20 protein-coding genes are annotated in these 22064 nt (G+C 63.7%); 4 read left to right on the top strand and 16 right to left on the bottom strand.

What is annotated here, in order from left to right:
* The 3 genes from AC1DZ8_RS02725 to AC1DZ8_RS02735 are packed head-to-tail and all read right to left on the bottom strand — an operon-like array spanning position 1 to position 4843.
* Entirely contained in the window at positions 1-486 is a 486-nt protein-coding gene (locus tag AC1DZ8_RS02725) for an acetone carboxylase subunit gamma (RefSeq protein ID WP_477279024.1), read from the bottom strand.
* Positions 483-2687: a hydantoinase B/oxoprolinase family protein gene (locus tag AC1DZ8_RS02730; RefSeq protein WP_477306460.1), complete on the bottom strand. Its 2205-nt coding sequence runs from the start codon at positions 2685-2687 to the stop codon at positions 483-485. The genes AC1DZ8_RS02725 and AC1DZ8_RS02730 overlap by 4 nt, the downstream gene beginning before the upstream one ends.
* 14 nt (positions 2688-2701) lie before the next feature.
* Positions 2702-4843 carry a hydantoinase/oxoprolinase family protein gene (locus AC1DZ8_RS02735; protein WP_477306462.1) on the bottom strand — a complete coding sequence of 714 codons (2142 nt, stop codon included), beginning with the start codon at positions 4841-4843 and terminating at the stop codon, positions 2702-2704.
* Positions 4844-4953: 110 nt separating this feature from the next.
* On the opposite strand from AC1DZ8_RS02735, the gene AC1DZ8_RS02740 reads away from it, so the two are divergent.
* On the top strand, positions 4954-5733 hold the full coding sequence (locus tag AC1DZ8_RS02740; RefSeq protein ID WP_477306464.1) for a helix-turn-helix transcriptional regulator: 780 nt from the start codon (positions 4954-4956) through the stop codon (positions 5731-5733).
* On the opposite strand, the gene AC1DZ8_RS02745 is transcribed toward AC1DZ8_RS02740, so the two are convergent.
* Entirely contained in the window at positions 5730-6665 is a 936-nt protein-coding gene (locus AC1DZ8_RS02745; RefSeq protein WP_477306466.1) for a LysR family transcriptional regulator, read from the bottom strand. The two genes, AC1DZ8_RS02740 and AC1DZ8_RS02745, sit on opposite strands and share 4 nt — an antisense overlap.
* Before the next feature lie 113 nt (positions 6666-6778).
* Here AC1DZ8_RS02745 and AC1DZ8_RS02750 point away from each other — a divergent pair, with 113 nt between their 5' ends.
* Positions 6779-7171: a nuclear transport factor 2 family protein gene (locus tag AC1DZ8_RS02750; RefSeq protein WP_477306468.1), complete on the top strand. Its 393-nt coding sequence runs from the start codon at positions 6779-6781 to the stop codon at positions 7169-7171.
* A gap of 42 nt (positions 7172-7213) precedes the next feature.
* Here AC1DZ8_RS02750 and AC1DZ8_RS02755 read toward each other — a convergent pair whose 3' ends face one another.
* The 9 genes from AC1DZ8_RS02755 to AC1DZ8_RS02795 form a co-directional block, all read right to left on the bottom strand.
* Positions 7214-7795: a DUF1349 domain-containing protein gene (locus AC1DZ8_RS02755; RefSeq protein WP_477306470.1), complete on the bottom strand. Its 582-nt coding sequence runs from the start codon at positions 7793-7795 to the stop codon at positions 7214-7216.
* A gap of 15 nt (positions 7796-7810) precedes the next feature.
* Complete coding sequence (locus AC1DZ8_RS02760; protein ID WP_477306472.1) at positions 7811-9250, bottom strand: aldehyde dehydrogenase family protein; 1440 nt, start codon at positions 9248-9250, stop codon at positions 7811-7813.
* Between the two features lie 167 nt (positions 9251-9417).
* Positions 9418-9903 (bottom strand): hypothetical protein, encoded by a 486-nt coding sequence (locus AC1DZ8_RS02765; protein ID WP_477306474.1) that lies wholly within the window; start codon positions 9901-9903, stop codon positions 9418-9420.
* A 100-nt stretch (positions 9904-10003) separates the two neighbouring features.
* Positions 10004-10891 (bottom strand): ABC transporter permease, encoded by an 888-nt coding sequence (locus AC1DZ8_RS02770; RefSeq protein ID WP_477306476.1) that lies wholly within the window; start codon positions 10889-10891, stop codon positions 10004-10006.
* Complete coding sequence (locus tag AC1DZ8_RS02775; RefSeq protein WP_477306478.1) at positions 10888-11847, bottom strand: ABC transporter permease; 960 nt, start codon at positions 11845-11847, stop codon at positions 10888-10890. Before AC1DZ8_RS02775 ends, AC1DZ8_RS02770 begins: the two co-directional genes overlap by 4 nt.
* 37 nt (positions 11848-11884) lie before the next feature.
* Positions 11885-13528 (bottom strand): ABC transporter substrate-binding protein, encoded by a 1644-nt coding sequence (locus AC1DZ8_RS02780; protein WP_477400301.1) that lies wholly within the window; start codon positions 13526-13528, stop codon positions 11885-11887.
* A 35-nt stretch (positions 13529-13563) separates the two neighbouring features.
* Positions 13564-13689, bottom strand: coding sequence for a DUF427 domain-containing protein (locus AC1DZ8_RS02785; RefSeq protein ID WP_477306482.1), 126 nt, complete (start codon positions 13687-13689; stop codon positions 13564-13566).
* On the bottom strand, positions 13679-14341 hold the full coding sequence (locus AC1DZ8_RS02790; protein ID WP_477306484.1) for a DUF427 domain-containing protein: 663 nt from the start codon (positions 14339-14341) through the stop codon (positions 13679-13681). Before AC1DZ8_RS02790 ends, AC1DZ8_RS02785 begins: the two co-directional genes overlap by 11 nt.
* A gap of 21 nt (positions 14342-14362) precedes the next feature.
* Positions 14363-15721 carry an LLM class flavin-dependent oxidoreductase gene (locus AC1DZ8_RS02795; protein WP_477306486.1) on the bottom strand — a complete coding sequence of 453 codons (1359 nt, stop codon included), beginning with the start codon at positions 15719-15721 and terminating at the stop codon, positions 14363-14365.
* Between the two features lie 192 nt (positions 15722-15913).
* Here AC1DZ8_RS02795 and AC1DZ8_RS02800 point away from each other — a divergent pair, with 192 nt between their 5' ends.
* On the top strand, positions 15914-17722 hold the full coding sequence (locus AC1DZ8_RS02800) for a dipeptide ABC transporter ATP-binding protein (protein WP_477306488.1): 1809 nt from the start codon (positions 15914-15916) through the stop codon (positions 17720-17722).
* A 90-nt stretch (positions 17723-17812) separates the two neighbouring features.
* Here AC1DZ8_RS02800 and AC1DZ8_RS02805 read toward each other — a convergent pair whose 3' ends face one another.
* From AC1DZ8_RS02805 to AC1DZ8_RS02815, 3 genes are all read right to left on the bottom strand, one after another.
* Positions 17813-18823, bottom strand: coding sequence for a sugar-binding protein (locus AC1DZ8_RS02805; RefSeq protein ID WP_477306490.1), 1011 nt, complete (start codon positions 18821-18823; stop codon positions 17813-17815).
* Between the two features lie 75 nt (positions 18824-18898).
* A complete protein-coding gene (locus AC1DZ8_RS02810; RefSeq protein WP_477306638.1) occupies positions 18899-19879 on the bottom strand; it encodes an ABC transporter permease in 981 nt (326 codons plus the stop codon).
* A gap of 52 nt (positions 19880-19931) precedes the next feature.
* On the bottom strand, positions 19932-20675 hold the full coding sequence (locus AC1DZ8_RS02815; protein WP_477306492.1) for an ATP-binding cassette domain-containing protein: 744 nt from the start codon (positions 20673-20675) through the stop codon (positions 19932-19934).
* Between the two features lie 175 nt (positions 20676-20850).
* Between AC1DZ8_RS02815 and AC1DZ8_RS02820 the strand changes: the two genes are divergently transcribed.
* Positions 20851-22050, top strand: coding sequence for an ROK family transcriptional regulator (locus AC1DZ8_RS02820; protein WP_477306494.1), 1200 nt, complete (start codon positions 20851-20853; stop codon positions 22048-22050).
* Positions 22051-22064 lie beyond the last annotated feature (14 nt).

A 22064-nucleotide genomic window follows, 5' to 3' on the forward strand; every position in this document is an offset into this window, starting at 1 on the left:
TTAAAGCGGCTTTCCCAGCCACTCGCGATAAAACCCTTCGAGGTCCGGTTCGAAATCGTGGACGATCGGATAGCCGGGCGCCGCAGCCTCGACCTCGTGCATGGTGCCGCATTGCGGGCAGATGAATTCGCGGATCTCCATCCACTGCGGATCGGGGATATCGCTGTTGGGATAGATTTCGCGCAGGGCCTCCTCGGTGTTGCGCACGATGATCGCCGCCTTGAGCTTCCAGTTCTTGCGATAGTCGCCGAAGGAATGGCCGCATTCGCACCGCGTCACGCGCTCGTCGCCGCTCTGGCAGATGAACAGATGATCCGAGACCGGCAGCAGGATCGGGTCTTTCCAACCGACGCGGTCCTGCAGCACCGCGACATATTTGAAGAAGCGGTCGTCATCCTTGTAGGCGCTCATGACGCGGCGCGTCTGCGGCCAGGGCAGCGTGCCCGCAACCAGATCGGCAATGACTTCCTTGCTGTATGAGGTCATGGCTTTGCTCCCGGCATGAAAATCGATTTGGCGTCGACGTTCCAGAAATCGCTGAAGTCCTTGGTGAAGCGCGACGACAGTTTTATCGCGCTGGCATACATTTTCTTCACCTCGGGCGCGAAGTCGGCCTTTTCGACACGGCTGCGCTCGGTGGCGATCCACTCCGACACCGGCCTGGCCTGGGCGAGCCGTTTGGCGCGCATTTCGGCGCGGTGGCGCTTGGTGGCTTCGAGATTGGCGACGGGATAACCCTCCTCATCCTCGTCCAGCATGATCCCGAAGATGTCCTCGGCCGCTTCCTTGGTGAGATAGCCATTCTCGACATCCATGGCCGTCTTGAGCGGATCGCGCTCCAGCACGTCACCGTAGCCGCCACCGCCGTTGTAGGAATGGGTGAAGACGTCGCCGGTCTTGTGCGGGGCGGTGATGTAGGGCCCCTCCATCGTCACATGCTCGCCCTGAAACCGCAGTTCGAGTTCCGAACGGTGCGGGTTGGTGCCGGTGTGATGCGCCAGCGGCGCGCCCTTTGCGGCGAGCTCGAAGATGTTGGAGTTGCGCACCGCGCGATGCTTCTGGCAGGTCGGCGCCGGATAGCCGCCGCACATGCCGCCATTGTCGAAGACGCGAGACGAATGCTCCGAGGTCACCAGCCGCAAATGATCAGTCTTGCTGACCAGCCAGGTCGAGATGAAGGAGCAGCCACCGCGATATTTGCCGGCGCCGCCGGAATTGGGAACGATCGAGCGGCCGATATAGAGCATCGGCATGTTCTGTTCCCAGATCTCGATGTTGCCCATGTCGGATTCGGGGTTCCAGCCGACATAGGCGGTGTCGAGCCCGTCCTTGATGGCCAGTGCACCGGAGCCTGCGGCCGCGCATTCGAAATGCGCCATGCCGAAGAGTTTGCCGTACTGGCTGGTGCCGCCCATTTCGATCATCGGGCTGTTGACCTGGCCGACGAAAGCTTCCTCGACAAAGCCGCGTCCGATGAAGGAGCGCGACAGAAGCCGCTGGAACACGCCATAGGCCGGCAGCAGCAAGGCCCATGAGGTGGCGGTTGCCACCATCTCATTGTCGGGGTTGGTCCAGGTGCCGTGCGGCAGTTTCAGCTCGGTCGCCATCCAGGCGCCGTCATTGACCAGGCCTTCGAAATTCATGTGCTGGGTCAGCGTCACGAACATGCCGCCATCCATGCCGGCCGGCGTGCAGTTCATCGAATGGTAGCCCCAGGGCTGCGTGCCCTCGAAATCCATGATGATCTTGCCGTCAGTGGTGATCTCCATCTCGATAGGCATGTTGTACAGCCAGTCGGGATCGCCAAGCGGCTGGTAGCCCGGCTTGCCGGCGGTGACGTGGCCGTAGAAAGTGTGGCCGCGATAGATGCCGGGTACGGTGAGCTGGCGCGTGCGGGCGAGCTGGGCGCGACGGCCCTCCTCGATGAATTCCTTCGACACCTGCATCCAGTAGTCGAGGCCGATCTCGTCAATCAGCGCCTTGACGCTTTCGCGCATGTCGATGCAGGAGGCGACCTTGGCCTTTTCGTCGAGCACCCAGTAGATCGGCATGCGCAGATTGCGCTCGCAGCGAATGACATAGTCGCGGCGGATCTCGTCATTCTCGCCGACCTTTTCGGCGCAGACGAACAGGCCTTCAGTGAAGCGTTCCTGTGCCAGCGCCACGTCGCCGCCGGGCGTGATGCCGCCGGCCTCGAGTTCGTGGCAGACGGCGCCGGCCCAACCGACCAGTTTGCCGGAATGGAAGATCGGCACCACGTCCATCACGTCAGGCACCTGGACGGTGCCAATGAAGGCGTCGTTGTTGGCGAAGATGTCGCCCTCGCGAATGCAGGGGTTTTCCTCGTAGCCGTTGCGGATCATCCACTTGATGAACCTGCTCATCGTGTGCACATGCACCATGATGCCGTTGGAGAGCGCAATCGCATCGCCTTCCGGCGTGTAGATGGCGACGACCATTTCGCCGACTTCGCGCACGCCGGGCGAAGCCGAGATGCGGCGGGCCATTTCGCGTGCCGAGACGCAATAGGCGCGCAGCTTGGTGTGCAGCGTCTCGAACTTCAGCGGATCCTGGTTGCGCAGCTGCAACTCGGTAATGCCGTCATAGCAGCCGATCTCTTCCATGAGCCGTTCGGATTCGATCAGCCGTTCGCGGATGCGGAGCGCGGAGGCGGGTTTGTCCAGCATGGCGTCAGCCCTTCTCAAGCGTGGGTGTAGTGCAGCAGCGTCCATTCATCGACATGGACACGGTCTTGCGGGTGAACGACGAGCGTTGTCGCCGGATGTTCGATGATGGCGGGGCCGATGACCTCGTGGCCGGGCTGCAAAAGATCCATCTCGTAGAGATTGGCCTTGTGCCAGCGCCCGCCAATATAGGCCTCGCGCACGCCCTTGTGCGCCGATGCCGGATCCGACTTGCCGAGCGGGCGCTTCAACAGCACCGGCTTGACCTTGTCGGCGGTGGCGATGAGGCCTAGCTCGGTGATCGAGAAGCCGGCTTCGCCATAGCGCGACACGCGATGGTTGACCTTGGCATAGACCGCTTCGAACTCGTCGATCACCTTGCGCATGTCGTCGGCGGAATTGATGGCCGACAGCGGCGCCATCACTTCGACGTCCTCGAGCTGGCCGGTGTAGCGCATCATCAGGAACGGCACGGTCTTGATCTTCTCGCGTGCGTGGCCGTCCTCGATCATTTCATCGACCGCCGCCTTGGTCAGATCGTCCCAGACAGTGGTGACCTTCTTGCCGAAGGCGGTGAGCTCGTCATCGCTGGCCCGCGCGCCGATGTCGTGCTGCGTCGACACGGAGTGGCGGCGCATGAAATCGGCGGTGGTGCAGCCGAATGCCGAGAAGGCGGCGGCGAACTGAAAGGTGATGATATCCTTGAAGCCGATGCCCCTGGAGCATCCGGCGAGATGCAACGGACCCGAGCCGCCATAGGAGAGCAGTGTGAACTCCGAGGGGTGGATGCCCTGGCCGGAGATGACGCGGCGCAACGCATTGTTGGCGTCGGCCTCCAGCATGTCGATCATGCCTTCGGCGGCTTCCTCGACACCCACGCCAAGCAGGCGTGAGCATTTTTCCTCGAAGGCGGCCCTCGCCTTCTCGACCTGCAGCACGACCTTGCCGCCTAGGAAATAGTGCGGGTTGAGGCGGCCGAGGATTGCGTCGCAATCGGCAATGGTGGGTTCGGTGCCGCCTTTGGCGAAACAGATCGGACCGGGGTCGGAGCCCGCGCTTTCCGGCCCGAGCGAGACCTTCTTGGTCAGCGGGTCGACCTTCAGGATCATGCCGGCGCCGGCGCCGATCGTGTCGAGATGCAGCGTCGGCACGTTGAGCTTGAAGCGGTCCATCAGCGGCTCATTCTCGATCCGCGTCTGGCCGCGGGTGATAACGCCCATGTCGAAGGAAGTGCCGCCCATATCCGAGCAGATCAACGAGTCGTTGCCGATCAGCTTGCCGACATAGGCCGCACCGAGGATGCCGCCGATCGGGCCGGAGCTCATGGTTTCATGCAGGCGCGGATGGTTGATCGAGGTCAGGCCGCCGAAGGAGAGCAGCGTCTGCACGCCATATTTGAAGCCGTATTTCTTGGCGACGTCCTCTATGCCCTTGAGCTGCTTGCGGCCGCGCGAGGTGGCATAGGCCTCGATCAGCACCGAGTTCAGGCGCGACTGCTCGCGGATGACCGGGCGGACCTCGTGGCTGGTGTAGACGCGGATGTCGGCGCCGGCAGCAGTGACCTCTTCGCGGCAGATCTCGGCGATGCGCTTCTCATGCGTCGGGTTGACATGCGAGAAGATCGTCATGATGCAGATGCCCTCGACCTTGTCGGCGATCAGCTTTTTGGCGGCGATGTGCACCTCGTGCTCGTAGAGCGGCAGGATGATGTCGCCGAACTGGTCGATGCGCTCGGTGACGCCATGAGTGCGGCGGCGCGGCACCAATGGATCGGGATGCTGGTGGGTCACCGCATGCAGGCGGTCGGCATAGGAATAGTCGGCCCAGGCCTGCAGGCCGCGGCCCATCAGGATCATGTCCTCGAGGCCCTTGGTGGTGATCAGGCCAAGCTTGCGGCCGGTGCGCGACAAGAGCGTGTTGAGCATGCCGGTGCCGGAATAGAGCACGACGTTGACGCCGGAAAAGAGCGTCTCCAGCGAGATGCCCCAGGCATCGGCCGCGTCTTCGGCGGAGGCAAGGAAGCCTTCGGCCTCGTCCTTCGGCGTGGTCGCCGATTTGCCGATCTTGAAGTGGCCGTCCTGATCGACAAGGATGGTGTCGGTCATGGTGCCACCGGCGTCGATGCCGATAACGATGGGGTTGGTAGTGATCTGGTCCACGGGTCGCCTTCCCTCTTCGAGAATGACCGCAGGCTAGAGGCTCGGTGCCGGATCGCGCCATATGCCTAAAGACACAATGACCGCGCGGCTGACATCGCCGAGAAAAGGGCATGCGCATGAGCACTATCTGGGGGCCGCTGGCAAAGGCGATCGCCGCCACCGGTACGGACAGGCATGTCGACTGCCTCATCGACCTGATCGGCGCGGACATCGACCATGATCTGGTGACGGTGACACGCTATTCGGCGACGCAGACGCCGGAGTTCATCAAGCACCGGCGCTTTTCCGACGAGATGGTGCAGCGCTATCTCGCCAGCTACTACGTCTTCGACCCTTTCTACGCCTCGTGGCGACGCAAGCGCAGGCTGGGCATCCTGCCGCTCAAGGGCCTGGCCGACGAGGAAGCCAAGCGCGGCCAGTACATAGCCGGCTTCCTGGCGCAGTCGGAAATCTGCGACGAGGTCGGCATCATGCTGGCCGATGGCGGCGACTGGTGCCTCGGCATTTTCCTCGACCGTTCGACGGCCTCCTTCAAGGACAGCGAGATTGCGCTTCTGGATGAGCGGCTGCCGGTGTTCGAAGCCTTGCATGCGCTGGACACCAAGGCGCGTGGAGCCGAATTCTCCCGCACATCGGCGCCGACCGGCCCAGGCGCGTCGCCCCGACAAGAGCCGACCATCCCTGCGAGCCTGTGGCCGGAGCTTTCGCTGCGCGAGCGCGAACTGGTGCAACTGATCCTGGCGGGTCATCCGACCGCCAATATCGCCGGGCGGCTCGGCATCACCGTCGGAACGGTAAAGAACCACCGCCGCCGCATCTACGAAAAGCTCGACATCACCACCGAGCGGGAGCTGTTCTTGCAGTTCTTCCAGCACCGCGCCGACGGCTAGGAACTGGCTGCCTCTAGCTGACCCCGCGTCCCCCGACGGATGGTATCGATGAGGGCGCGGAGCGCCGGCGCCATCTGCCGCTGCGCCGGATAACAAAGGTAGTAGCCAGGAAAGGGCGCCGACCAGGCCTCGAGCAGCGGGACGAGACGTCCTTCCGCGATATGCGCTTCGATCAGATGTTCGCTGGCGAAGGCGATGCCGAGCCCGTCGACCGCCGCCTGCACGCCAAAGTCCTTCTGGCTCGCTATGACAGGCCCTTCCACGGCGACCTCGAACCACTTGCCGTCCGCCATGAACTCCCATTTGTACGGGGTCGCCTGGCCAGGCCATCGCCAGCCGATGCAGCTGTGGGCGAGCAGGTCGCGTGGGTGAGCAGGCGTGCCGCGTCGCGCGAGATAGTCGGGGGAGGCGACCGCGGTCTGCCGCAGCTCGCGACCGAGTCTCACCGCGATCAGATCCTTGTCGATGACCTCTCCCAGCCGGATGGCAACGTCGTAGCCCTCGGCGACGATGTTCACCACGGTATCGTCGAGCGTGACGTCCAGGACCACCTCAGGATAGGCGTCGCTGAACGCTCGCAAGATGGGCGTCAAATAAAGGCTGGCGGCACTGTGAAAGCAATGCATCCGCACTGTCCCGGCGGGGTGGGCCCGCCGTTCGCTGGTTTCGCCCAAGGCGTCGCCGAGCTGATCGACGGCGGGCTTGACGCGCTCGAAAAGTCTGGCGCCCGCCTCGGTCAGGGAGACGCTTCGTGTCGTCCGGTTGAACAGGCTGACGCCCACGCGCTCCTCGAGCCCGCGGACCATCTGGCTCAGCGCCGAAGACGACACACCGAGCTTCTCCGCAGCGCGACTGAAATTGAGCGAGCCAGCCACGGCCACAAACGCGCGAAGCTGGTTGAAGTCGCCCGCGGACGGAAGGAGAGGGTCCATGGTCACCCGTGATTGCGTAGTTCAGCTAACAAGGCTGATAAGGGCGCGCCAGTTAAACGCGGCCGGGGAAACCCTTATAGCAAGCGCATTGCCAGACCTGAAGGGAAGCCATCATGACCACGTCAGACATCCAATTGCCGGGAACCGAGGGGCTGGCCGCCCTGGCTCAAACCTATTTCGACGCGGCCCATGACATGGACGCCGACAAATTCGCTTCCATCCTGCACGAGGCGGCCTTCGTTACACGGAAAGGCGAAAACGACGCTCTCGTCGTTACCCCTGTTGCCGCCTGGCTGGACATCGTTCGCACGCTGAAATCGCCGCGAGAAGCCGGAGTCGAGCGCAAGGACCAGATTCTCTCGATCAACCTGGTGCGCGACATGGCGCTCCTCAAGCTCAGCCTGCGAATCCCGCCGCGTGAGGTGACCGACCTTTTGTCGTGTCTCTTCCTCAACGGCCGCTGGCAAATCGTCCAGAAGGTGTTCAACGCCGAAGCGCTTCACTGATCGAGCGACATCGACCGAGACGGGGTCAGATCGAAATCGTCGTCAGTCGTGCAGTTGCCGGGAAATCGGCGGGCCGACTGTGAAATCCGCGAATGTTACCTCGAACCCTTCGCGCTGCGGCGAACAGCACATCATGCCGACATCGACCGACTTCGAGACCGGGAAATAGGCGAGACGCACCGGTTTCCAATGGCCGTCGGTGGAGTCCAGATACTGGATGCGGATGGCTTCGGCGTGGCGGGTCAGCCGGATGCGGACGCCGTCGGAATCGTTTGGAATCCGGAGCAGCGACCAGTCGGAGGTGTCGTTGGTGACAACCACGGAGAAGTAAGCCAGCCCGTCGGTGTATTCGATGCCGGCCTTGACCCAGTGCGTTTCGCTCAGCCGCAGCATCAGCCCGGCCTGGTCGTAGAGCACCTTGTAGTCGCCCTTGACGGTGACTTCGACGCTGAAGTCACCCTCGACCGGGCGATAGAGGAAATGGCCATTGTCACGCCAGAAACCGTAGAAGGTCTCGCGCCAGAAATCGGTTTCCTTGCCGGTGCGCACATGCACCGTATTGTCACCAACAACATGGTGCGGCGGCGGGTTCAGCCAGGTCAGTTCCTCTTTTACCGATTTCATCGGTTCATCCACCGATTAGCCGGCAAATGTATAGGCCGTCTTCACCGTGGTGTAGAATTCCGCGGCGTAGCGGCCCTGTTCGCGCGGGCCGTAGCTGGAGCCCTTGCGGCCGCCGAATGGAACGTGGAAATCGACGCCGGCGGTCGGCAGATTGACCATCACCATGCCGGCCTCGGAATTGCGCCGGAAATGCGTAGCGTGCTTGAGGCTCGAGGTGCAGATGCCGGAGGTCAGGCCGAAAGGCGTGTCGTTGGCCACCGCCAGCGCCTCGTCATAGTCCTTGACGCGGATGACGTTGGCGACCGGCCCAAAGATTTCCTCGCGCGAAATCCGCATTTCGTTTGTGCTGTCGGTGAACAGCGCCGGCCTGAGGTAAAAGCCGGGTGTTTCGCGATCGAGCCGCTCGCCGCCGAAGGCGAGGTTGGCGCCTTCCTGGCTGCCAATGGCGATGTAGTCCTCGTCCTGCTTCAGCTGGCTTGCATCGACCACCGGGCCGATCTGGGTCTTGGCGTCGAGCGCATCGCCTATGACGAGTTTTTCCAGGCGCTCCTTGAGCGCCGCGACGAAGCGGTCGTGAATGCCTTCGGTCACCACCAGTCGAGAAGAAGCCGTGCAGCGCTGGCCGGTCGAGAAATAAGCGCCGTTGATGGCGCAATCGACAGCGATGGCGAGATCGGCGTCGTCGAGCACGACGAGCGGGTTCTTGCCGCCCATTTCGAGCTGGAACTTGCGCATGTGTTCGACACTTGCGGCGGCGACGCGCTTTCCGGTGCCGACCGAGCCGGTGAAGGTGATGGCGTTGAGGTCGGGGCTGTCGAGCATGGCCTGGCCAACCACCGAGCCTTTGCCCATAACGAGGTTGAGCACGCCCTTCGGCAGGCCGGCGCGTTGCAGGATCTCGACAATGGTCCAGGCGCTCTCCGGCACCAGTTCGGCCGGCTTGAAGACGATGGTGTTGCCGTGGGCGAGCGCCGGGGCGATCTTCCAGGTGGGAATGGCGATCGGGAAATTCCACGGCGTGATGATGCCGACCACGCCGACGGCTTCGCGGGTGATCTCGACACCGACGCCCGGACGCACGCTGGGAACCAGTTCGCCGGACAGACGCAGTGTCTCGCCGGCGAAGAAGTCGAAGATCTGGGCGGCGCGGATGGTCTCGCCAATGCCTTCGGCCAGCGTCTTGCCCTCTTCGCGCGACAGCGAGCGGCCGATTTCGTCCTTGCGCGCCATGATCTCGTCCGAGGCCTTCTTCAGCACGCTGTGACGGGCGAGCGGCGCCGAGCGCGACCAGGCCGGGAAAGCGGCTTTGGCCGCCGCGATCGCCTGCTTTGCCTGTTCGGCACCGGCCGAGGCATATTCGCCGACGACATCGCCGGTATCGGACGGGTTGATGTTGCGCGAGCCGGCTTCGCCGACCCACTCGCCATCGATCAGATTCTTGCGGAACAGGGTCATGTCGCGGTTTCCTTGTAGTTGTTCACTGGCGCTGCCGTATGCCTGAATCATTTATCAGACAAATGACGACACTGTGAGGGTAGAGATTGGCTGCGGACTGGATAGCCGATGGCGCGCCGCAGCGAAAGCCGCGAGCTCAAAACCGACGAAATGACGCGGGCCTTTTGTCAGGTCGGAAAAGTCCAGAACAGGCAGGCCAGCGTCGCCGCGGCGAAGATGACGAAGAACAGGCTTCTGAGCAGGATGTTGCGGCGCAGCTCGTTCATGGTGAAATGGCAGCCGACGATTGCCGCGGCGAACAGGAAGCGCCAGTTGAGCAGCGCCCACAGCACGCTGCTCTGGCCGAAAGCCCAGCGGGCGACGAGGCAGCCGACAATCGTGGCGAACAGGGCGATCACCGCCCAGAACAGCGCATCCGCCGCATGGGTGAGCACGATGCCGGCGGCGCGGATCGGCAGGATCATCATCAGCATGGCGCTGAAGAAGTAGACGGCGGCGAGCGGCAGGAACGAACCGGCATCGGCAATGCCGTCGAGCCGCCGCACCCCAATCGCGCCGTAGGGATAGCCGTGCCTGGCGACCGCCAGGCTAAGCGCCATGAGCAATGCGGTGAACAATGCGACCAATGCGAATGTGGAGAGAGCCTTGCTCATGCCGTTCCTTGTCTTGAGGCCCTATCGGGACCGAATCACAAGGGACGATTTTAGCGCACGGTCCGGGATTGCGCGTCAGCTTTGCTGAGCATTTCGCTCTTCACCCGTCCCTGTTTTCGAAGGCGCCCATGCCTTGCGCGATCAGATTGGTGGCCATGACCAGCGAGACGATGGCGGCGGAGTTGAAGATCACCACCCACCATTTGCCGCCGGTCAGGAAGCCGTAGCCGTCGGCGACGGCCAGCCCCCAATCGGCGGAAGGCGGCTGGATGCCGAGGCCAAGAAAGCTCAGCGTCGCGATCGAAAAGAAGGCGTAGCCCAGCCTTGTGACCAGCTCGATGAGGATGGTCTCCCGGATATTGGGCAGGATCTCCAGGAACATGATGGCCAGCGCGCTTTCGCCGCCGAGCCGGGCGGCGCTGACATAGTCGCGCTCGCGCTGTTCGCGCACGGCGGCACGAACCGTCCTTGCCACCAGCGGCGCATAGGCGATGCCGATCACCAGGATGACGGTGAGGTTCGACGGCCCGAGCGCGACGAGTGTCATGGTGACGAGGACGATGAAGGGAAAGGCCATCAGCGTGTCGAGCAGCCTCGCGCCGATGGCATCGACCAGCCCGTCGAAATAGCCGAGCACGAGGCCAAGCACGCTGCCGACGGCAACGCCGAGCAGGGTTGCAGCCGGTGCGACCAGCAGGATGTCGCGCGAGCCGACGACGATGCGCGACAGCACGTCGCGGCCGAGCTGGTCGGTGCCGAACCAGTGCGCGGCATCGGGCGGCGCCAGCATGACGAGAAAATCCTCGGCATAGGGATCGTAAGGTACAAACAGGTGGCCGAAGACGGCGCAGCCGACCCAGAACAGCAGGATCAGCGAGCCGACGATCACCGAGGGCGGCAGCTTTGAGGCGGCCTCGCGGACCCGGCTCGCTGTTCGCCAAGCCAGCGCGCCGCGGCGCGGCGCGGGAAATTCCATCAGCTCCATCATGACGACACTCGGCGGCGCTGCCGCGGATCGAGCAAGGCATTGGCGAGATCGCCTGCAGCGGCCGACAGCACGAAGATCGTGGCCATCACCAGCACGCCGGCTTCGAGCATGGGGAAATCGCGGGACTTGGCGGCATTGAGGACAAGGTTGCCGAGGCCCTGGATGCCGAACAGCGCCTCGATCACCACCAGCCCGCCAAGCATGTAGCCGGTCTGGGTCGCCAGAACCGCAATGGTCGGCGTCAGCGCATTGCGCAGCACGTGCCGGATAAGGATTTCGCGCCGCTCGAGGCCTTTGAGGACGGCGGTGCGCGTATAGTCGGCGGCCAGCGCCTCGATCACGCCGGCCCGCGTCATGCGGGCGATGTAGCCGGCCAGGTTCAGCACCAACGGCAGCGCCGGCAGGATCAGATAATAGCCGCTGACCCAGAGGCCGGCGCCATCGGGGGCAGCGCCGGTGATCGGAAACCAGTTCAGCCACAGGCCGAAGACGATGAGCAGCAGCAGGCCGGAGACGAAGTCCGGCACGATGCCGAAGGAGACGCCGGCAAGCACGATCAGCCGGTCGATAAAGCGACCCTGGTTGAGCCCGGCAATGATGCCGGCGCCGATGCCGAGCGGCAGCAGAAAGACGAGGATGACGCCGGCAAGGGCTGCCGAGCGCTTGAGGCTTTCCAGCACGAACGGCGCCACCGGCAGGCGCAGCGACAGCGAGGTGCCGAAATCGCCCGTCAGCGCGCTGCTGAACCAATGCCAGTACTGCACCAGCACCGGCTGGTCGGCGCCGAGCTGCTTGTTCAGCGCCGCGACCGCCTCGGCGTCGGCGAACGGCCCCAGCATGAGGCGGCCGACATCGCCGGGCAGAACCTGCCCGGCGAAGAACACCAGCATGCTGACCAGCCACAGCGTGAGCAGAAGCGTGGCTGCCCGCACCGACAAAGTGCGGCCGGTCAGCATCGCGTTGCGGCTCCGCGCATGGCTGGACGTCTCACGATCATGCCTGGGCGAAGGTGACGCGGTCGAGCAGCAGGTGCGAGATCGCCGTGAAGCGCACACCCTCGACCTTCGACGAGACGATGCGGCTGTATTGCGAGAAGTAGCTGATGATCAGCGGCGTCTCGTCGAGCAGCAGGGCCTGGATCTTGCCGGCCGCCAGACGTTGCGCCTGCAGGTCCCGGGCCTTGCCGTACTCCAGCAGCAACCCGTCATAGGCCGGATTGTTGAAATGCGCGGCGTTCCAGGCGCCGGAGCTCTTCAGCGTGGCGTTGAGGAAGATGTCGGGCGTGCCGCGATGGCCGAAGTCGGTGATGCCGAGATTGGAATCGAGCCATGGCGAGCTGCCGAACTTCGCCGAGCCGTAATAGGCGTCCTGCGGCAGGACGTTGAGCTTGATGTCGATGCCGGCCTTCTTGGCGAAGTTCTGGATCAGCACCGCATAGTCGGGAATGTCATAGGCGCGTTCGGTGGTCAGCGTCACCGGGAAACCGTTCGGCACGCCGGCCTCGCCAAGCAAGCGCTTGGCCTCGGCGATGTCCTGCTTGCGCTGCGGCACCGACGGATCGGCTGACGGGAAGATCGGCGCAAACGGGGTGTCGTTGCCGACAATGGCGCGGCCCTTCAGCAAGCCCTTGACCACCGCCTCGCGGTCGATGGTGAGCGCCAGCGCGCGGCGGATGCGCTTGTCGGTGAACGGCGCCTGGTCGGTGCGCAGATGCACCTCGTCATGCGAGCTCGCCTGCACGCTCAACAGCTTGAAGTTGGGATTGCCCTCGATCGCCAGTTCCAGCCGCGTCGTGCTCGGGATGACGTCGAGCTGGTCGGCCTGCAGCGCCAGCACCTGCGCCTGCTCATCGTCGAAGAACTTGATCTCGACGCGGTCGGGCAGCGCCTTGTCGCCCCAATAGTCGGGGTTGCGCACGAAGCTGGCGCCCTGCTTGGGACGGAAGGATTCAAGCTTGAACGGGCCGGTGCCGTTGAAATTCTTCTCGAAATCGCCGGCATAGTCGGCCGGCAGGATGACGGCATTGTAGACGTCGGAGGAGACATAGAAGGGGAAGTTGCTGTTCGGGCCGTCAAGATCGAAGGCGATGGTTTCATCGTCGACGACCTTGGCGCCGCCCTTGGACAGGATGCCCTTATATGCCGACAAAGCAGACGAACCGCTGGCCGGATCGACCAGCCGCTCGAAGCTCGCCACCACATCCTTGGCGGTGACGGTGCGGCCATCATGGAACTTCACGCCCGGCCGCAATTTGAAGGTCCAGCGGCTGGCGGTTTCGTCGGCCTCCCAGGACAGAGCGAGCTTGGCTTGCAGACCATCCTTGGGATCGTCGAGGATGAGATATTCGCCAACCTGGCTGATGACGCCGATGCTGGCCGGATCGGTGATCGACACCGGATCGATCGCCTTGGTTGGCTGGCCGAGGCCCACGCGGACCGTGCCGCCGGCGCCGGCAGCGCGCGCCGAGCCAAAACCAACAAGCCCCTGCGAAGCGGCAAAGCCGGTGAGGCCGATCAAGGCAGCGTATTTCAGGAGGTCGCGGCGCTTGAGGAAGCCGGCCTGGTGTTCGTCAACGGCGACATTCCAGATGTCGCCGGACAGATTGCGAAGCGTATCGATATCGTTGCGTTTGGTCATTTTGAAACCCCTGTCTGAAATGACGATTGAATTGCTTAGGCGACTGGTTCGCCGTCGAGATGGATGCGGTCGACGGCTTGCGGGTAGAAGGCGATAAGGCCCTTGATCTTGGGCATTTCGGCAATCGGATCGCGGTAGCTCCAGGCGATATCAGGGCTCACCGAGCCGTCGGCGCGCCGGCCGGACCAATAGGAAGCGATGCCCTTGTAGGGGACAGCGCGTCGTGGTGTCCGAGGCGACCAACCTATCCAGCCTGACATCGTCCGAATGCAGGTAGAAACGCGTCGGCAGATGCGTCTCGAACAACAGGACCGGGCGATGGCTGTCGGCGATCAGCTCGCCATCGAACCAGATCTGGACATGGCTCGAACTCTGCAGGACGTCGATGCGCGCGTATGGGTCCCGCGCGTGGACGAAGACCTCTTCCTCCTCCTCGAACCACTGGTCGACCGCCTTCCAGGTGAAGGCGATGCGGCCGGCCAGCGGCGCCAGGTTTTCATCCGGCGGCGCGACAAACGACCAGGCGGCGTTGGGCGAGGCTTTTTCGCCTGTCTCCAGGTCCCAATAGGTGGTCTCGCCGCCGACCGGATGCGGCTGGCGGTGCTCGGAGGGCTTGAGCAACGAGCGATCCACCGACGAGGCCGGGAAGAAATAGATCGGCAGGAAATGGTTGGAGCGCAGCACCAGCACGTTGCGGCTGTCGGCGATGGTGCGGCCGGCGAATTGGACCCGGATGCGCTTGGGGCTGTGCAGGACGTTGATGAGCTGCGGAGCGGTGGCTTCGCGGGGCTGGAGTTTGGGCGCTGCTGTCATATCAGTTGCTCCTAAGCGAGGTCAGGACACGGCGCGCGCATTGTCGCGCTGTTCGGCAAAGCGGTTGGCCGGCCGCGCCAGCCCGAAGCGGTCGCGCAGCGTTCCAGGTGCGTACTCGGTGGGGAAGACGCCGCGGCGCTGCAGTTCTGGCACGACCTGTTCGGCAAAATTCACCCAGTCCTCCGGCAGCAGCGGGAACATCAGGTTGAAGCCGTCGGCAGCGCCTGCCTCGAACCAGTCCTGCAACTGGTCGGCGATCTGGTTGGGCGTGCCGACGACGGTCGGCACCGAACCGCTGTTGGCGAGCTTGCGGGCGATCTCGCGCAGGCTGAGGTTCTGCTTGGACCACTCCTTGACCCGGTTGAGCGAGGTGCGACCGCCATTGAACGTGCTCTCATCCGGCAGCGGCGGCAGCGGGCCGTCCGGCGGGAAGACCGAGAGATCGACGCCGCTCCAGCTCGAGAGGAGATCGATGCCGACGCGATCGGGCAGCAAGCTCTGCAAATATTCCTGCCGCTCGCGGCCTTCCGTTTCTGAAGAAGCGACGATCGGCAGGATGCCCGGCAGGATCTTGAAGCTCTCGGGCTTGCGGCCATAGCGGGCGAGGCGTTCGTTGATGTCCTGCCGGTATTTGATGCCGTCTTCCCTGGTGCTGTAGATGGCGAAATGCGCATCGGCGTGCGCAGTGGCGAAATTCTTGCCGTCTTCGGACGAGCCGGCCTGGACGATCAGCGGATGACCTTGCGGCGGACGCGAGACATTGAGCGGGCCGCGCACCTTGAAATGCTTGCCCTTATGGTCGATGGGATGGACCTTGTCGGGATCGGCGAAATAGCCTGACCCCTTGTCGATCAGCAGCGCCTCGTCTTCCCAGCTGTCCCACAGCGCCTTGACGATATCGAGGAATTCGGTGGCGCGTTCATAACGGAAGGCGTGTTCGATATTGCCGTCGCGGCCGAAATTGCGGGCCTCCTCGTCCATGGCCGACGTCACGACATTCCACGACGCCCTGCCCTTGCTGATATGGTCGAGCGAGGCGAACATGCGGGCGACATTGTAGGGCTCGCTGTAGGAGCTTGACGCCGTGGTGATCAGGCCGATGTGCTTGGTGGCGCCTGCAAGGGCCGACAGCAGCGTCAGCGGTTCGAGGCGGGCATTGGCGTAGTGCGCGACGCCGCTTTGCACCGAATCCCAGATCGCGACATGGTCGGCAACGAAGATCGTATCGATCCTGGCACGCTCGGCCGCCTGCACGAGATCGCGGTAGAAGTCGAAGTCCAGCACTTCGCGTCCCGGCGCGCGGGGATGGCGCCACGACATGCGGTGATCGCCCTGCGGATTGAAGAAAAAGGCGCTGAGGATCATGTGGTCGCGTGCCATGCCGGTCTCCTTCCAGAACTGCTTCAGCGGACCGTCGCGATGCGTTGAGCGGCTGCGACAATCTCTCCTGAGCGATGAAAGGTAGATTGCGCTCCAGCTTAATTCGAGTAATTTTATAGAGATTGTACATTGCGAAAGCGGAAGCGATTGCCCTCGATGGCGGCGCTGGAAGAAAGTGGTTTCAAGGACCCCATGTCGGCATCGGTTCTGAAGGTAGAACAGCTCACCGTCGCCTATAACGGGCGCCGGGCAGCGCATCCCGCCGTCAACGGCGTATCGCTGCATATTGGAGAGGGTGAAGCGCTCGGCCTTGTCGGCGAGTCCGGATCGGGCAAGAGTTCGGTGGCAATGGCCATATTGCGGTATTTGCCGCGAAACGCCCGGATCGCGGCGTCAGCGCTCGAATTCCAGGGCCGCGAGATCCGCGATCTCTCGCCCGAGCAGTTGCGCCGGCTAAGGGGCGACCGCATCGCGGCCGTCTACCAGCATCCGGGCGCCGCACTCAACCCAGCCATGACGATCGGCCGGCAGATCACCGAGACGATCATTCGGCATCGGCCGGTCCGGCCGGACGAGGCGCGCGGGCGCGCCGCCGAACTGCTCGGCCGCGTCAGGGTGAGCAATCCGGAACGGGTGCTCGACCTCTACCCGCACGAGCTCTCCGGCGGCATGCAGCAGCGCGCCAACATCGCCATTGCCATTGCGCTCGACCCATCGCTGCTGGTGCTGGACGAGCCGACGACGGCGCTCGACGCCAGCGTCCAGTCCGAGATCATCGCCATCCTGCAGGATTTGCGGCGCGACCACAAAACCAGTGTCTTGCTGATCAGCCATGACATCAACATGGTTCGTCGCGCCTGCGACCGGGTGGCCGTCATGCAGTCGGGAACGGTGGTCGAGAGCGGCGCTGCAAACGATGTCTTCGAGAACCCGGCGCACGCCTACACCAAGGCGCTGATCGCCTCGATCCCGGCCCTCAACTTCACCAAGCGCGACGGCAGGCTGGCCGAGACGCACACAACCGGCCCGCTTGCTCGCCTGCCTGTCCATAACGATCAGCCTGAAGTCGCGCGTCCGATCGCCGTCGCCTGCAAAGGGATCAGCCATGCCTTCGGCGCGCAAGCCGTGCTGCACGATATCGACCTGCAGATCGGCCAGGGCGAGACGTTCGGCCTGATCGGCGAATCCGGTTCCGGCAAGTCGACACTGGCCAGGATCGTCACCGGCCTGCAGGTGCCGGATGCCGGATCGGTCGAACTGTTCGGCAGCGCTGTCGCGCCACGTGTCGAGAAAAGAAGCCTGAGCGAACGGCGCGACGTGCAGATGGTCTTCCAATCACCCGACCGCACGCTCAATCCGCGCCAGCGGATCGGCAGGATTCTTGGCCGTCCGCTGCGGCGACTGGCCGGCCTCGGCCGCAGCGAGGTGAAGCAGCGCGTCGGCGATCTGCTGGCCTCGGTCCGTCTTGCCGCCACCACCGTCGACCAGAAGCCGCGGTCGCTGTCCGGCGGCCAGCGGCAACGGGCGGCCATTGCGCGCGCCTTTGCCGGCGTGCCGAAGCTTGTCGTGCTGGATGAGCCAACCTCGGCGCTCGACGTCTCCGTGCAGGCGACGGTGCTCAATGTGCTCAACGACCTGCAGCGCGACAAGGACACAACCTATCTGTTCATCAGCCACGACCTGAGGGTCGTGCGCTACATGGCCGACAGGATCGGCGTGCTCTATCGCGGCCGGCTGGTCGAGACCGGTTCAGCCGACCAGATTTTTCGCGGGCCAAATCATCCCTATACGAAACTGCTGCTGGCCGCGTCCTCGGACGAGACGGTGCCGAAGGCTCCGGCCCAGCTTGATCTCGCGGCGCAGCCGTCCGAGACCTCCGGATGCTCCTTCGCTAGTCGCTGTCCTGTCGCCCTGCCCGATTGCCGAAAGGCGCAGCCGCCGGTCAAGCAGGCCAGCGACGGTCATCTGATCGCCTGCTGGAGAGACGGCGACGATCTCTGATCGCAAAGGCGGCAAGGCCAACTGACAAGCCCGCCTTCGAAGAGATGTCCCCCGGCCGCTGCGGCCGAGGGACAGGCTTGGGAGGCCTGATCAGTTGGCGACCTTGCCGCAGGTGGTGAGAGCGTCCTCAGGCGTGCAGATTTCGGTGCCGGTCTTGATGAACGGTTCGACCGTGCCGCCCTTGCTCAGTTTGTCCAACGCCATGATGGTCTCGAAGCCCATGTCATAGGGGCGCTGGCCGATATTGTAGTGGCTGAGACCGGCGGCGAGCAGCGGGAGCTGCGGACCGAAATTGTCCCCGAACACAACGACCAGGTCCTTGCTGTCGAGGCGCGCCTTGAGCGGCGTCATCGCCTGCTTGTAGGCTTCCGGCGCGTACTGCGCCCAGCCGCCGACCGCAACGAAGGCGCTGAGCTCGGGATTGTTGGTCATGACGTCGCGCACCTGCTGGGCGGCAAGCGTGATGTCGTCATTGTTGTAGACCGGGCAGCCCGCCGGCTCGGTCCAGCCATTCTGGCCGGTCAGCGTCTCGACGCCCTTGTCCTTGGTGACGCCGGCCAGCGTGTCGCGGATGCCTTGCACGCGTGCTTTGAGGTTTTCCGAAGCCGGCGCGCCGGACTGGATGCAGACCGTGCCCTCCTTCTTGTGAGCGAGCACCTTCTGCGCCAGCGCCACGCCGAATTCGTAGTTGTCGGTGCCGATATAGGTCGAGCGCAGGCCGGCGTCTTCCGGCAGGACGTCGGTGTCGTAGGTGACGACCGGAATGCCCTTTTCCTTAGCCATCTTCATGATGCGCGCCATGGCCTTGGGATTGCCGGCCGAAATGCCGAGCCCCGCGACGCCGCGCGTGACCATGTCCTGCGCCAGCTGCACTTCCTTGGCCTCGTCATATTCCGTCGGCCCGATATAGGTGCATTTGACGTCGCCGAGCTTCTTGGCGGCGGCTTCGCAACCAGCCTGGATCGGCGGGCTGAAGGCGTTGTTGAGAACCTTGAAGACGAGCGCGAATTCGCGCTCTTCGGCATTGGCCTGGATAGCCGTCATGCCAATTGCGAGGTAGGCGATGGAAAGCGTGGTTCTAAGCGTTTTCGACAGCGACATTGTTTCCTCCATTTGGGTTCGCCGTGACGTGTCCGCCTCATTCTTCGTTGGGGCATGATCTCTCGGGATCACGCTCTAGCGTCGCACAGAGCGGATTCTTTCCAGGAGGACGGCTGCAAGGATGAAGCACCCCACAAACGTGCCCTGCCAGAACGGGTTGACGCCTGCCAGTAGCAGCGCGTTGCGAATGGTTTCGACGAGAATGGCGCCGATGCCGGCGCCAAGAGCGGAGCCGAAGCCGCCGGTCAGCGAAGCGCCGCCGATGACGGTCGACGCGATGACCTGCAACTCGTAGCCGGTGCCGATGGAGTTGGTGACCGCGCCCAGCCAGCCGACGAGAAAGATGGCGGTCACCGCAACCATGAAGCCGCTGAACGCATAGGCCGAGATTTTGATCAGATCGACGGGAATGCCCGATAGCCGCGCCGCCGGCTCGTTGCCCCCAATGGCAAAGAGATAGCGGCCCCACCGCGACATGGTCAGCAGGAAATGCAGGACGACAACGCCGATGATCAGGGCGTAGACCACATTGGGCAGGCCGAATGCATAGCCGCCACCGAGCGCAACGATCGCCTCGCTTGCCCGGCCGAATTCGTAGAACACCTGGTTGTTGGTCAGCACCAGCGCCAGGCTGCGGCCGATCGACAGCGTCGCCAGGGTGACGATGAAGGGCGGCAGCTTGACGTAGGCGATGATCGTGCCGTTGACGGCGCCGCACAGCACGCCCATCGCCAGCGTCGCCACGATGCCGACCACCAGCGGCATATCGGCGTTGAGCACGATGCCCAGCGTGACGCCGCACATGCCCAGGATCGAACCGACCGAAATGTCGATCCCGCCGCTGATGATGACCGGCGTCATGCCGATGGCCATGATGCCGATGAAGCAGGCATTTTGAAAAATGTTGAGCAGATTGCCCGGCGTCGCAAATTTCGGTGCGATCATCGACACGACGAGACCGAGCACCAGTATGGCGATGGCGATCCAGGTTTCCTGCGCCAGAAGCACGCGGTTCAACAACGTGCGGCTCGACCCCTTGAGAAGGTCGATCTCCATTCCGGGATGGTCGTCGGGGGCGCTCATGGCATGGCTCCGTGAAGAGGCTGTTTCAGGCGGTCTGGATGGCGCCGGTGATCAGACCGGTGACTTCCTCGGGGCTGGATTGCGCGATCGGCTTGTCGGCGACCTTGCGGCCGCGGCGCATCACCACCACACGGTCGCAGACCTCGAACACGTCGGGCATGCGGTGGCTGATCAGAATGACCGACAGGCCCTGGTCCTTCATGCGTCGGATGAGCGCCAGCACTTCGGCGACCTGCCTGACGCTGATCGCAGCCGTCGGCTCGTCCATCAGCACGATCTTGGATTTGGCCAGCCGGGTCCGGGCGATGGCCACCGCTTGCCGCTGGCCGCCCGACATGCGCACGACCAGATCGGCGGGCCTTGTCTCCGACTTCAGCTCGCGAAAGATCTCGGCCGAGCGCTGGTTCATGCTCTTGTGGTCGAGCACCTTCAGCGGACCAAGCTGTCTCATGATCTCGCGGCCAAGGAAGACATTGGCCGACGCCGCCAGATTGTCGCAAATCGCCAGATCCTGGTAGACGACCTCGATGCCGTGCCTGCGCGCATCCGCAGGCCCCGACAGCAGCACCGGTTTGCCTTCGAGAACGTACGTGCCTGATGTCGGCTGGAAATTGCCGGCGATGGTTTTGACCAGCGTCGATTTGCCGGCGCCATTGTCGCCCATCAGGCCGAGAACCTCGCCCTCATTGATGTCGAGCGAGACATTGTCCAGCGCGCGGACGGCACCGAAATCCTTCACGATATGTTCGAGACGCGCTAGAACCGGCATCGCATCCTCCCATGCCAATTTGTAAGTTTCGGATACAAATCACCGTTTGAAACTTGGGTCAATAGGCTCGGAAGGCCAAATATTTTGTTGCATTGCACTCTATTTTGTCCCTTTCAAATCGCAGAGAAAGTTGATTAGTATGTCAATCAAACAAATCATGGAGGAAAATGTGCTAGTGTCGACCGATCTTCGGCCGAATGAAACGCGGGCCCTTGCGGCGCTGTTTCGTGCGGGCGCGTCGAGCCGGGCGGCGCTTGCACGCGACCTCGGTCTGACCCGGTCGACCACCGGCGCCCTGGTTCTGGGATTGACCGAAGCCGGTCTGGCACGTGAGCGGTCGGATGGAGCGGATGATGAGCAGGATGGCGAAGGCCGGGTCGGCCGCCCCGGTATCCTGGTCGAGATCGAAGGCAATGGCGGCTTCTTCCTCGGCGCCTATATCGGTGTGAACTGGATCGCAGCGGTGGCCGTCGACCTTGCCGGCGCGCAGCGTGCCGGCGCCTCGCGGGCCTTTGCCGGCCCTGGCAGCACGCCTGAGGCGGCGGTCGCCATCATCAAGGAGCTTGTCGGAGAGATCCGCTCGCAACTACCTGCGGGCGCGCGCCTCTACGGGCTCAACGTCGCCGTGCCCGGCTTCCCCGCCGCCGACGGCGTTTCATACCATGCCACTATCCTTGGCTGGCACGGGGTCAATCTGGCGGAGCTTTTGGGCAACGCCTTTGGCGATGATTTTCCGATCCTCTTGGAAAACGATGCCAATGCCGTCGCGGTGGCCGAGACATACCGGGCACAGCCGGGAAAGGACGATGAGGACGCCCTGGTCATCCTGATCGAGAATGGCGTCGGCGGCGGCATCATCAACGCCGGCAGGCTGCATCGCGGCCGGCTCGGCGGCGCCGGCGAAATCGGCCATCTGCGCATCGGCGACGAAGGTTTTGTCTTCGACGCCAAGCGCCCGGGTCGGCTGGAATCCTATGTCGGCAAGGATGCGCTGCTCGCCCGCTATCTCCACATAAGCGGGCGGCGCGCCGGCGTGGATGAGTTCGTCGCCGCACTCGCCGACGGCGATCCGGCGGCCGTCGCCACCGCGCGCGACTGGGCGCTCTGGTTCGGCCGCGGCCTGGCGACGCTCGCCTGCACCTTGCAGCCGGAACGCATCATCCTCTCTGGCTCGGTCAATGCCGTCTATCCCTTTGTCGCCGAACAGGTGGAAGCTTTCCTGCAGGACTTCCTCGCCGAAGGTTATCCCGTTCCCACAGTCGAACTGTCGCGCGTCGGCGCCGACGGTCCGGCCCTGGGCGCTGCCTGTCTGCTGCATCAGGCAGCTTTGTCGGGCGATCCGCAATTTCAACTTCGCGGCCTCGCCGCGCGCTAATCAGGAGAGTTTCC

The organism is Mesorhizobium sp. P2_F7, from assembly GCF_056403695.1.